The organism is Pseudomonas parakoreensis, from assembly GCF_021602155.1.
Lineage (GTDB): Bacteria > Pseudomonadota > Gammaproteobacteria > Pseudomonadales > Pseudomonadaceae > Aquipseudomonas > Aquipseudomonas parakoreensis.
The window spans coordinates 33541-46119 of the sequence record NZ_BQHY01000005.1 but is presented as its reverse complement, the minus strand read 5'-3'; the positions used below and the strand labels follow the sequence as shown (position 1 = coordinate 46119).

The window sequence follows — 12579 nt, the reverse complement described above, 5'->3', positions numbered from 1 at the left end:
GGGCCAGCCGTGCTTGAAATCCGTCATCTGAAAACCCTGCATGCCCTACGCGAGGCCGACAGTCTGGTCGATGCCGCCGACCGTCTGCACCTGACCCAATCGGCGCTGTCGCACCAGTTCAAGGAACTGGAGGAGCGCATGGGCATGCCGTTGTTCGTGCGCAAGACCAAACCGGTACGCTTCACCAGCGCCGGTCTGCGCCTGCTGCAACTGGCCGACGCGACCCTGCCGCTGTTGCGTGCCGCCGAGCGCGACATCAGTCGTCTGGCCGGCGGCACCGCTGGACGCCTGCACATGGCGATCGAATGCCACAGCTGTTTCCAGTGGCTGATGCCGACCATCGACCAGTTCCGTGACGCCTGGCCGGAAGTCGAACTCGACCTCGCCTCGGGTTTCGCCTTCGCCCCGCTGCCGGCGCTGGCCCGCGGTGACCTGGATCTGGTGGTGACTTCCGATCCGCTGGACATCGCCGGCATCACCTACGTGCCGCTGTTCACTTACGAAGCGATGCTCGCAGTGGCGAACCAGCATCCACTGGCGAGCAAACCGTACATCGTTCCCGAGGACCTGCTGACTGAAACGCTGATCACCTACCCGGTGGAACGCGACCGGCTGGACATCTTCACCCGCTTCCTCGAACCGGCCGACATCGAACCGGCGCAGGTTCGCACCTCTGAGCTGTCGGTGATGATGATGCAACTGGTCGCCAGTGGCCGTGGCGTGTGCGGCATGCCGCACTGGGCACTGCACGAATACAGCTCGCGCGGCTATGTGAAAGCCAAGCGCCTGGGCGAGAAAGGTCTGTTTGCCACGCTGTACGCGGCGATCCGCGCCGACATGCTCGACGCGCCGTACATGCGCGATTTCCTGCTGACCGCCAAGGACACCTCGTTCTCGACGCTGGATGGGGTCAGCGCGGTGCGTTGATTCACATCCACTTCTGAGCGCCGGTTCAGTGTGGCATCAGAGTTCGCGCCACATGTGAATCTTGTCGAAATAGTCTTCGCCCACCCGCACCGCCAATGGCTCCAGGCCGAACTGGATGAAGCCGCAGCGCTGGTACAGGTTGAACGCGGCGTCGTTGCCGGCGGTGACGGTGAGCTGGAGGACTTTCAGTTCGGGATGGGTTTGGGCTTCAGCGATGGCAGCCTCCACCAGCTGATGGCCCAGGCCGTGCTGGCGAAAATCGGCTGAGACGTACAGGCCGAACAAGGTCGACTTGTGGCGGGCCTTCTCTCGCGGTTCGAAGGCCAGGCCGACGATGCCGGCCAGTGTGCCTGCCTCGAACGCACCGAGCACCACATCCAGCTTGCTGGTCAGCCGCGCCTCCCACCAGCTCAGCGGCATCACCGCGCGCTCGCGCACGCTGGAGGTGAAGGCCTGCGGATGGCGGTCGTAGGCTTCGAGCATCAGCTCGCGGTAAGCCAGCGCATGGCTGGCGTCGAGGCGTTCGATCCACATGCTCAGGCGTTCCTGCGTTGTTCAAGCATCAGGCGCACCGCCAGACCGGCGAGTACAAAACCCATGAAGTAACGCTGCAGCGCCAGCCATGTCGGGTTGCGCACGAACCAGGAAGCAATGCCTGCCGCGAACAGCGCGATCAGCAGATTGACGCTGAAACTGACGCTGATCTGGGTCAGGCCGAGGAGGATGCTCTGGGTGAATACCGAGCCGTGTTCGGGGCTGATGAATTGTGGAAACACCGAGAGGTAGAACACCGCAATTTTCGGGTTCAACGCACTGGTGAGAAAGCCCATGGTGATCAGTTTGCGCGACGAGTCCGGGGGCAATTGCTGCGCCTCGAACGGCGAGCGCGCGCCGGGTTTGAGCGCTAGCCAGGCCAACCACAACAAATACAGCGCACCAGCCCACTTCAGCACCTCGTAGGCCATCGGCACCGCCAGAAACACCGCGCTCAAACCGGCAGCCGCGGCAAACATGTGCACGAAGAAACCACCCACCACACCGAGCAACGAGGTGACCCCGGCCTTGCGTCCCTGACAGATCGAACGCGAGATCAGGTAAATCATGTTCGGTCCCGGTGTCAGTACCATCAAGAGCGCGGCGGCGGCGAAGATCAGCAGGTCTTGAAGCGGGATCATGGTGGACGTCCTGTGCGTGGGGGATCAGGCGATCGCGGTCAGCGAGTGGCGATAAAACGGCAGGATCAGGTCGCGTGTCAATGGCGCCAGAACGACAGCAGGATCACTGACCGGATCGATCCAGATTACTTCCTCGATTTCGGCAGCGGGCGTCACATCGGCATCGATGGTCAGTTGAAAAATCTCCGCCTGCACCACAAACCCCGGCTCGTTGGCGGCCGGCGCCGAGAACTGGCCGAGAAAAGACGCCTGCGCCGGATCGATCGTCAGCCCGAGCTCTTCTTCCAGCTCGCGGGCCAGCGCGTGCACCGGCAACTCATGCGCCTCGATCTTGCCGCCCGGTTGCATGAACGCCGTGGTGCCACGCTTGCGCACCAGCAGGGTCTGGCCTTGAGGGTTGAGCAACAGCGCAGCGGCAATACGAATGAGGTTTGGAGCGACAACGGATGCAGAGGTCATGGGTCAGCCACCGGCCTGGAAAAAGCGCAAGGATCCCATGCCCGGGCTGATCACGTCACCTCACAGGTCATTCCCCCAACGCCTTGAGCGCAGTTTCATCCGCCTCCGGCAGCTTGACGAAAATCTGGTATTTGCCGCCCTCCATGGCTTCAAAGGCAATCAGCTTTTCCACCAAGAGCGCGCTGAGCACTTTGCCGGCGTTGAGCAGCAACATGCCGTTATCGGCATTGAGATTGCGCGCCAGAATCATCCCCGCTGCCAGGTCCCGGGTGGTCAGAACCTTGACCGTCGGGTCGGCCAGGGTGATGTCGCCCAGGAATGCCGCACACACCTGAATGAAATCTTCGATCAGTTCCGGGTCATACAAACGCCCGGCGTACTGCCGCAGGTACAGCAGCGCTTCATCGCTGTTCAAATGCCGTTCGAGGATCAGGCCGCGCTGCAACTCGACGAAATCCACCGCCAGTTTCAGCAGGCGCGAACCGAACGGAATGGCCTCGCCCTTGAGCCGGTCGGGAAAGCCGCTGCCGTCCCAGCGCTCCTGGTGATGCAGGATCAGACGGGCCGCGTCCTTCATCGGGTCCAGCGTCATCAGCAGCGATTCGCTCTGCTTGGGGTAGCTGCGATAACGCTCGCGATCGGTATGGCGCAGCAAATCCGAAGGCGTGGTCATCATGCCGTCGGTCCAGCTCAGTTTGCCGATGTTGTACAGCGCGGCGGCCATGGTCAGGTCGCGGCTGGTGGCCTCGTCCAGAGCATGCTGTTTGCAGTAGCTGCGCACCAGCTCGATGATCTGCCGATTGGTCTGCTTGGCAGGCGGCAGACGCAGATTGGCCAGCAGCGAAAACACTTCGGTGCCGGTGACGTAACTGTGTTTGAGCTCTTCGTACGCCAGATCGAGCATGTCGGCGGTCTGCTGCAGTTCGGCGGTACGCGCCGCGACATGCTTTTCCAGGGTGCTGTTGAGCAGTTTGAGCTGGTCGTTCTGCACCTGGGTCAGGCGCTCCAGACGCTGACGCTCCTGCTCGGAATGCTGATGGTCGAGGGCTTGGCGCAGGATCAGCAGCAACTCCTCGTCATTCCACGGTTTGCTGATGTAGCGATGAATCTGCCCGTCGTTGATCGCCTTGATGATGGCCGAAGGGTCGGCATAACCGGTGAGCATGATGCGCACGGTCGCCGGATAGCGTTGGCGGACATGCGCCAGTAACGAGGCGCCATCCATGTTCGGCATGCGCGCATCGCTCATCACCAGGTCCACGGGCTGCTGCTCCAGCATCTCCAGCGCCTGGGCACCGCTGGTCGCCAACAGGACGTCATAGGGTTGCCCCCGCAACAGGCGGCGCAGGCTGTTGAGGATCGCTTCCTCATCATCGACCAGCAGCACCGTGGGGCGATGCGACGGCATCGGCGCGGATTGCTCTTGCATGGCATGGCCTCACGCGAAAACAGGGTTAACGACACACCGACCGACCGCCCCACTGGCCCGCGCCTGAATCCAAGGCTAGATGATTTTTCCGTGCATTCACGTAAATCTTCGTCCGGCGCCGCCAGCGCAGTACCGAGGGGCCGACTATGCTGTACACGGCAAAGAACTCCATCGGCTTACAAAACAGGCAATGGCGAGGGAAAAGGATGCCCCGGATGATCACAGCACGCCTTCCCGAGGAGGGCGCGGCATGAACCCGCCCACCGCGCCGATCAATCGCCGCGTACTCATTGTCGACGACAGCCCGGCGATCCATGACGACTTTGCCAAGATTCTCAGCCCTGTCGTTCCCGGCGACGATGGCCTGGGCGAAACCGAGAATCTGTTGTTCGGCACCCCGTCTGTCCGTCACACCCCACACTTCGAACTGGACTCGGCCTTTCAGGGCCACGAAGCCCTGGAAAAACTCGAAGCCGCGCTGGCTGAAAACCGCCCCTACGCCATGGCCTTCATCGACATGCGCATGCCGCCAGGCTGGGATGGCCTGGAGACCATCGAACGGCTGTGGCAAGTCGACCCCAAGCTGCAAGTCGCACTGTGCACGGCCTATTCCGACTACTCCTGGGAAGACATCGACCAACGCCTGGCACTGAACGACCGCCTCCTGATTCTGAAAAAGCCTTTCGACGCGATCGAGATCCGGCAGATGGCCAGCACCCTCACAGTCAAATGGCAAATGACCGAAGACGCCGAGCTGAAAATGAGTCTGCTGGAGCACGCGGTGCAGGAGCGAACCCGGGAGCTGTCGGACGCCAACGTGATCGTGCAGAACAGCCCGACCATCCTTTACCGCTTGCGTGGCGAGCCCTCGTTTGCGCTGATGTACATCTCTCACAACATCACCCGCTACGGCCATGTCGCCGCCGACCTGGTGGGTTCGCCCGACTGGGCGAAGGTCTTGATTCACCCGGACGATCAGGCCAGCGTCGACGCGGCAATGGCCCGGGTACTGGATCGGCATGCGTCGGGCGCGTCCATCGAATTCCGCATGCGCACCGGCCAGGGCACCTGGCGCTGGGTGGAGAACCGCTACATCCCGGTACGCGATCAGGACGGCCGTCTGCTGGAAGTCGAAGGCATCATCCTCGACATCACTGAACGTCGTCAGGCCGAGGACAAACTGGCCTTGCTCGCCCGCTCCGATGGCCTGACGGGCCTGGCCAATCGCGCCACTCTGATCGAACGCCTGCACCAGGCGTTTGCCGCGGCGCGACGCGGCGCGATGCCGTTTGCGGTGTTTTACCTGGATCTGGACCACTTCAAGCGGATCAATGACACCCTCGGTCACCCGGTTGGCGATCTGCTGCTGCAGGAGGTCGCCCGGCGCATCAAGTCCGGTGTCCGCGAAAGCGACGTGGTGGCGCGTCTGGGTGGCGATGAATTCGCGATCCTGCAACTGGACGTCAGTGACCCGACCCAGTCGGCGGCGATGGCCGCCAACATCCGCGACGCGTTGCTGGCGCCGTATAACCTGGCCGGCAATGCACTGCACATTTCGGTGAGCATTGGCATCAGCAGTTACAGCGAGCTCAGTCTCGACGCCGACAGCCTGCTCGGGCAGGCCGACATGGCGCTGTACCGCGCCAAGGAAATGGGCCGCAACCAGTCTCACTTCCACTCCGAGGACATCTCACGGGAAGTGGCCGAGCGCATGACCCTGGTCAGCGAATTGATGACCGCCCTTGAAGGCAATCAATTGCGGCTGCATTACGCACCGGAAGTTGATCTGCACAGCGGCAGGATTCTGGGCATGGAGGCACAAGTCCTCTGGCAGCATCCCCGGCGCGGCCTGCTGCCGGCAGCGGACTTTGTGCCGATCGCGGAGAAAACCGGCGCAATCATTCCGCTCGGACGCTGGGTGCTGGATCACGCCTGTCATCAGATGCATCTGTGGCGTAATCAAGGGGTGGCGCCGCCCGTGATGGCGATCAAGATTTCCCTGGCGCAACTCAAAAGCGGCCCGGAACTGATCTACACCGTGCTGCGCACCACCGCCCGCTGGGAGCTCGCCCCTTGGGACCTGCGGTTCGATGTCACCGAGGCCACACTGGCCCAGACCAAGTGGACGCACAACGACGCGTTGCCGCGCCTGCGTGAACTGGGCGTGACCATCGCCATCGATGATTTCGGCACCGAGTATTCCTCGTTCGATTACCTGAAAACCTACCGGGTCAATCAGCTCAAGCTGGCCCAGAGCGTCATCGACAATGCCGCCCACGATGTGGCCGGCGCCAACGCCTTGCGCGCCATCGTCAACTTCGCCCGGGACCTGGACATCGGCATCATCGCTGAAGGCCAGCCGTCGCCGGATCAGCCGTGCGCGCCACCTGCCGCAGTCCCGCTGCCCAGCGCGCGCGGGCTGTATTTCAGCGCGGCGGTCAACGCCGAACAGGCCGGGCGATTGCTCAAGGACAGCGCTCACCCGGCACCGAAGGAGGACGAGTGATGAAAACGCCGTTCCCCCAGACCAACCGGCGCATCCTGATCATCGACGACACGCCGGCGATTCACGACGACTTTCGCAAGATCCTTGCCCCACAGGTTCAGGACGCCGTCGATCTGAATCAACTGGAACAGACGCTGTTCGGCACCCAGCAGACGCCGCACCTGAGCTTCCAGCTCGACTCCGCTTATCAGGGCCAGGAAGCTCTGGCTCTGGTCAAACAATCGCTGGTCAGCGGCAACCCGTATGCCCTCGCCTTCATCGACATGCGCATGCCACCCGGCTGGGATGGCCTGGAAACCATCGAACAATTATGGCGGGTCGATCCGAACCTGCAGATTGCCTTGTGCACCGCGTACAGCGACTACAGCTGGGAGGCGATGGCCGAACGGCTGGAGTTCGGCGACCAGTTGCTGATCCTGAAAAAGCCGTTCGACAGTCTGGAAATCCGCCAGATGGCCAACGCGCTGACCTGGAAATGGCAGCTGGCGCAGGACGCGGCGCTGAAGATGCTCAGCCTTGAGCAGACCATCGAGGCGCGGGTGCACGAATTGCTCAAAGTCTCGCATCTGCTGCAATACGACAGCCTCACGGAGCTGCCCAACAGCACCCTGCTGGGCGATCGCCTGAGCCAGGCCATCGCCGTATGCCGGCGCCATGACAAGCAACTGGTGGTGATGTTCCTCGGTCTGGATCGCTTCAAGCGCATCAACAATGCACTGGGCCATCCGGCGGGCGACGAGATGCTCAAACGGGTCGCCCGGCAACTGCTGTCCTGCGTACGTGATTCCGACTCGGTGTTTCGTTATGGCTCGGACGAGTTCGTGGTGATCCTTGGCGACATCAACCATCCCCAGCAAACCCACGGCCTCGCGGAAAAACTGCTGGCCGCCATTCGCCTGCCACAAGCGATTGCCGGGCATGACGTCAGCGTCACCGCCAGCGTCGGCATCAGCGTCTATCCCGAAGATGGCCTCGAAGCCATCGAGTTGATCAAGAAAGCCGAGACGGCGATGCGCAACGTCAAGGAGCACGGCCCTGACAGCATTGGCTTCTTCATCGAAGCCATGAACCAGCACGCCCGGGAACAGCACAGCATCGAATCAGGCATCCGCCGCGCGCTGCATGAGCACGAATTCGTCTTGCACTACCAACCGAAAATCGACCTGCGCACGGCCACAGTGGTCGGTGCCGAAGCCCTGATACGCTGGCAGAAACCGGGACACGGCTGGGTCTATCCTTCGGACTTCATCCCGGTGGCCGAGGACAGCGGTCTGATCGTGCCGCTGAGCAAATGGGTGCTGGCTGAGGCCTGTCGTCAGACCCGCGACTGGCAAGTCGCCGGACTGCCGCCGATCCGCATGTCGGTCAATACTTCGCCGATCGATTTTCGTCAGCGTGACTTCGTCGCCGGCATCGAGCGCGTGCTTGAGCAGACAGGCCTGGCCGCAGACTGCCTGGAGCTGGAAATCACCGAAGGCGTGTTGATGCAAAACGTCGAGGCGACGATGACCGCGCTCAAGCGCCTGACAACGCTGGGCACGCGCCTGGCCATCGATGACTTCGGCACCGGTTATTCCAGCCTGAGTTACCTGCGGCGGTTTCCCATCGATGTGCTGAAGATCGACCAGTCGTTCATTCGCAACCTGTGCAACGACCCCAACGATGCCGCACTGGTGAGCGCCATCATCCATCTGGGCAAAAGTCTGGGGCTGAACGTCATTGCCGAGGGTATTGAAACCGCCGAACAACTGGCCTTTCTCAAGGCGCATCACTGCGAGGAAGGTCAGGGCTACTTTTTCAGCAAGGCCCTGCCGGCAGACGCGTTTGCACGCTTGCTGGCCGGCACCGAAGCCATGCCGTGGACGATTTGATCAACACGCTGAAAACGGCCCTGAGTCAGGGAGACGATTGCCGATGAGTCTTTTCCACCACGCCATCGTGTTGCTGCTGTGCGGGCTCTGCGCCAGGGCCAGTGCCGAGCCGCTGGACGAGCCGCTCAAACCGTTGCCCGCGGTGCCGCAGCAGGACGTCCGCCGCGTGGAACTGGGTCGGCGCCTGTTCCATGAACCACGGTTATCGATCAACAACACGCTGTCCTGCGCCAGCTGCCACCAACTGGACAAGAACGGTGCCGACAGCCGCGCCCTGTCGCTGGGCTTCGACGGTAAACCGGTGGCGGTCAACACGCCGACCGTGTTCAACGCCGCCCTCAATTTCCGCCAGTTCTGGGACGGCCGTGTCGAAACGCTGGAGGAACAAAGCAACGTCGTCATCACCAGCCCCCATGAAATGGGCAGCGACTGGCACACCGTTATCGAGCGGATCTCGAACGACCCCGACTACCGTCGCGATTTCGCCGCCACCTACCCGGACGGCGTGACCCAGGCCAATGTCCAGCAGGCGCTGGCCAGTTTCGAACGTACCCTGCTGACGCCCGGTTCGCGCTTCGATCAATACCTGCTGGGCAACACCGACATCCTCACCCTCGAGGAAAAGTACGGCTACCAGCGCTTCAAGGAATACGGCTGCATCGCCTGCCATCAAGGGGTGAACATCGGCGGCAACATGTTCCAGAAGTTCGGCGTGTTCGGCGATTACATTGCCGATCGCGGCAACCCGACCGTGGCTGATCAGGGCCGCTTCAACGTCACCCGGGACGAAGCGGATCGTGAATTTTTCAAAGTGCCGAGCCTGCGCAACGTCGCGCTGACCGCGCCCTACTTTCACGACGGCTCGGCGGACAGCCTCGAAAAGGCGGTGGATGTGATGTTCCAGTATCAGTTGGGACGCACGCCGACCGAAGAGGACAAACGGCTGATCATTCTATTTCTCGAGACCCTGACCGGCCAAAGGGAAGGCAAGCCATGATCAACATCTCCCGTCGGCGCAGCCTGCTGTTGCTCACGCTGGTCGCTCTGGTGCTGGCTTCGATTCTGCTGTTTCTGTACTTCAAGTCCAGCTCCGACCAGACCATGACCTACACCGAGTCGCGGGACCTGATCCGGCAGATCAAACAGCAGAATTCGCTGTGGGAAAACGAGATCCTCAAGGCGCGAGTGGCGCTCACCCACAATTACGATCCGCTGGTGTCACCCATGACCGAGATGAACCGGCTCTGGGCGCGCTTCGACGCGATCGAGGCCGGGCATGGTCGCAACGACTCGGCGCAATGGAACGACGCCCACGAGGGTTTTCTGCAGGCGATGCAGGAGAAGATTCGTCTGGTCGAACAGTTCAAATCGCACAACGCCCTGTTGCGCAATTCCCTGGCCTTTTTGCCCACCGCCGAAGACGACATTCAGGAGCAACTCGCCAACCTGTCGGACCTGGATAAATTACAGCTGCAAAACATCACCACCGACACTTACGACCTGCTGCTCAGTGCCCTGGAGTTCGCCCAGCTCACCTCCGACGACAGGGCCGCCGACATCGAGGTCGGCCTGAACAAACTGAAGGTCAATGCCCAACGGCTGCCGCCGGCGTTTGAAGCCCCGATCAAAATCATGAGCAACCACATCAGCCTGATCGCGCGCGAGCAGCCGCTGGTCAATCAGTTGCTCGAAAGCATCGAAAACATTCCCGTGGCCGAGCGCCTGGATACCCTCACCACTCTGCTCGATCGCGATCAACAGCGCGCCGACCGGATCGACCGCCAATACCACTTCTACCTGCTGCTGTTTTCGGTGTTGCTGATGCTCTCGCTGGTGTGGCTGGCGATCCGCCTGATCGGCAGTTTCGCCGAGATCAATCGGGTCAATACAGCCCTGCAAACGGCCAACGATGCCCTGGAGCAACGGGTCGAGGAACGCACCCGCGAACTCAGGGACGCCCAGAGCGAACTGCTCGACGCGGCGCGTCAGGCCGGCATGGCGGAAATCGCCACCAACGTGCTGCACAACGTCGGCAACGTGCTCAACAGCGTGAACATCTCCAGCGACCTGATCACGCGCAAGCTGCGCAACAGCAAGACCCAGGGCCTGGGCAAGGCCATGCAGCTGATCAACGAACACCCGCATGACCTCGGCGCCTTTCTGTGTGAAGACCCCAAGGGCAAATTGCTCCCCGGTTACCTCAACCAGCTGGTGGGTGCGATTGCCCAGGAACAGCAGGAAATGGTCGACGAACTGAACCAGATGAACAAAAGCGTCGATCACATCAAGGACATCGTCGCCACCCAGCAGTCCTATGCCGGCGCCAACAGCATGACTGAACCGCTGTTCATCAATGAATTGCTCGAAGACGCCTTGCGCATGAACGCCGGAGCGCTGACCCGACACCACGTCACGGTGGTCAGGGAGTACGCCGAGGTGCCGCAGGTGATGGGCGATAAACACCGTTTGCTGCTGATCCTGATCAACCTCATCAGCAACGCCAAATACGCCATGTCCGACCTCAGCAACCGTCCTCGCACCATGACGCTGGCGGTAAAAATCGTCGATGACAGCTTCCTCGAAATCAGCGTCAAGGACGATGGCGAAGGGATTGCGCCGGAAAACATGACGCGGATCTTTGCCCACGGTTTCACCACCCGCAAGGAAGGCCACGGCTTCGGCCTGCACAGCTGCGCCCTGGCGGCCATCGAGATGAACGGGCACCTCACCGCGCACAGCGACGGACCGGGCAAGGGGGCGCTGTTCACCTTGCAGATTCCCCTGATCAGCGTCACGGAGAACGCATGAGCGAGCTGTCGAACCGCCGTATTCTGCTGATCGACGACATGCCGTCGATTCATGAAGACTTCCGCAAGATTCTCGCGCCACCGGCGGCGCAGTCAGTGGAACTGGACGAGATGGAGGCGGCGTTGTTTGGTGCACAGGTGCGCGCCGAACGTCCGCCGTTCGAGCTGGACTCGGCCTACGGCGGCGAGGAAGGCCTGGGCAAACTGATGCAGGCCTTGCACGAACAACGTCCCTACGCACTGGCTTTCGTCGACATGCGCATGCCCGACGGCTGGGACGGTGCGAAAACCATCGAACACCTTTGGCAACAGGATCCGCTGTTGCAGGTGGTGGTCTGTACGGCCTACTCGGATTACTCCTGGGATGAACTGCTCGAACGGCTGCAGGCGCATGACCGATTACTGATTCTGAAAAAGCCGTTCGACAACATTGAAGTGCAACAAATGGCCAACACCCTGCTGACCAAATGGCAGATGACCGAACGCGCCTCCTTGCAGATGCATCACCTGGAACATCTGGTCGATCAGCGCACCGCCCAGTTCAAGCAGGCCAGCGAAGCTCTGCAGCGCGAAATCGATGAACGCAAGCAACTGGAAAGTCAGTTGGTGCAGTCGGAAAAGCTCGCTTCACTGGGGCAAATGGCGGCTGGCGTGGCCCATGAAATCAACAACCCGATCGGTTTCATCTCCTCCAACCTCGGCACCCTCGACGGCTACTTCAATCAGTTGCTCAGGGTACTCGATGCCTGGCAGACGCTGGGCGCCACGCCAGACCGCGAATCCGTGGCCCGGCTTGAGCAGCTGCGCAAAGACGCCGATCTGGATTTTCTGCTCGAAGACATCCCGGTACTGATCCGCGAGTCCAAGGAAGGCATTGGCCGGGTCGGACAGATCGTCAAGGATCTGAAAGATTTCTCCCGGGTCGATACCCATCAGCAATGGCAGTGGGCGAATCTGCAGCAAGGCATCGAGTCGACCCTGAATATTGTCGCCAGCGAACTCAAGTACAAGGCTGACCTGATCAAGGAATATCAGCCGCTGCCGGACATCGAGTGCCTGCCGTCACAAATCAATCAGGTGATCATGAACCTGGTGGTCAACGCGGCTCAGGCCATGGGCCCCGAGCGCGGCACCATCACCTTGCGCACCGGGCAGCAGCAAGACACGGCCTGGGTGGAAGTCGCGGACACCGGCGCCGGGATTGCGCCGGACATCCTGCAGAAAATCTTCGATCCGTTTTTCACCACCAAACCGGTCGGCCAGGGCACCGGGCTGGGCCTGTCGCTGTCCTACGGCATTGTCAAAAAGCACGGTGGCGACATTTCGGTCCGCAGCGAACCGGGGGTGGGCACGACCTTCCGCGTCGAGTTGCCGATGCGCCAGAGCCGGCCCGCGGCCTGAGGCG

The 12579-nt window shown here is 61.5% G+C and carries 10 protein-coding genes; 6 read left to right on the top strand and 4 right to left on the bottom strand.

What is annotated here, in order from left to right; genetic code table 11:
* Positions 1-9 precede the first annotated feature (9 nt).
* Entirely contained in the window at positions 10-927 is a 918-nt protein-coding gene (gene metR, locus L6D63_RS08850; protein WP_047296309.1) for a transcriptional regulator MetR, read from the top strand.
* Between the two features lie 36 nt (positions 928-963).
* Here the strand turns inward: metR and L6D63_RS08845 are convergent, their stop codons facing one another.
* The 4 genes from L6D63_RS08845 to nosR all read right to left on the bottom strand — a co-directional run bounded on the left by L6D63_RS08845 (position 964) and on the right by nosR (position 3990).
* Complete coding sequence (locus L6D63_RS08845) at positions 964-1461, bottom strand: GNAT family N-acetyltransferase (protein ID WP_047296233.1); 498 nt, start codon at positions 1459-1461, stop codon at positions 964-966.
* Between the two features lie 2 nt (positions 1462-1463).
* Complete coding sequence (locus L6D63_RS08840; RefSeq protein WP_131671109.1) at positions 1464-2102, bottom strand: LysE family translocator; 639 nt, start codon at positions 2100-2102, stop codon at positions 1464-1466.
* Positions 2103-2126: 24 nt separating this feature from the next.
* A complete protein-coding gene (locus L6D63_RS08835; protein ID WP_041068318.1) occupies positions 2127-2561 on the bottom strand; it encodes an NUDIX hydrolase in 435 nt (144 codons plus the stop codon).
* A 67-nt stretch (positions 2562-2628) separates the two neighbouring features.
* A complete protein-coding gene (gene nosR / locus L6D63_RS08830) occupies positions 2629-3990 on the bottom strand; it encodes a response regulator c-di-GMP phosphodiesterase, NosR family (protein WP_131671108.1) in 1362 nt (453 codons plus the stop codon).
* Between the two features lie 250 nt (positions 3991-4240).
* On the opposite strand from nosR, the gene L6D63_RS08825 reads away from it, so the two are divergent.
* The 5 genes from L6D63_RS08825 to L6D63_RS08805 are packed head-to-tail and all read left to right on the top strand — an operon-like array spanning position 4241 to position 12575.
* Complete coding sequence (locus L6D63_RS08825) at positions 4241-6496, top strand: GGDEF/EAL domain-containing response regulator (RefSeq protein WP_236170311.1); 2256 nt, start codon at positions 4241-4243, stop codon at positions 6494-6496.
* Positions 6496-8367 (top strand): putative bifunctional diguanylate cyclase/phosphodiesterase, encoded by a 1872-nt coding sequence (locus L6D63_RS08820; RefSeq protein WP_047296242.1) that lies wholly within the window; start codon positions 6496-6498, stop codon positions 8365-8367. The genes L6D63_RS08825 and L6D63_RS08820 overlap by 1 nt, the downstream gene beginning before the upstream one ends.
* A gap of 43 nt (positions 8368-8410) precedes the next feature.
* Entirely contained in the window at positions 8411-9364 is a 954-nt protein-coding gene (locus tag L6D63_RS08815; RefSeq protein WP_047296244.1) for a cytochrome-c peroxidase, read from the top strand.
* Positions 9361-11175 carry a DAHL domain-containing protein gene (locus tag L6D63_RS08810; protein ID WP_131671106.1) on the top strand — a complete coding sequence of 605 codons (1815 nt, stop codon included), beginning with the start codon at positions 9361-9363 and terminating at the stop codon, positions 11173-11175. The genes L6D63_RS08815 and L6D63_RS08810 overlap by 4 nt, the downstream gene beginning before the upstream one ends.
* On the top strand, positions 11172-12575 hold the full coding sequence (locus tag L6D63_RS08805; RefSeq protein WP_131671105.1) for an ATP-binding protein: 1404 nt from the start codon (positions 11172-11174) through the stop codon (positions 12573-12575). Before L6D63_RS08810 ends, L6D63_RS08805 begins: the two co-directional genes overlap by 4 nt.
* The last annotated feature ends 4 nt before the right edge of the window (positions 12576-12579 follow it).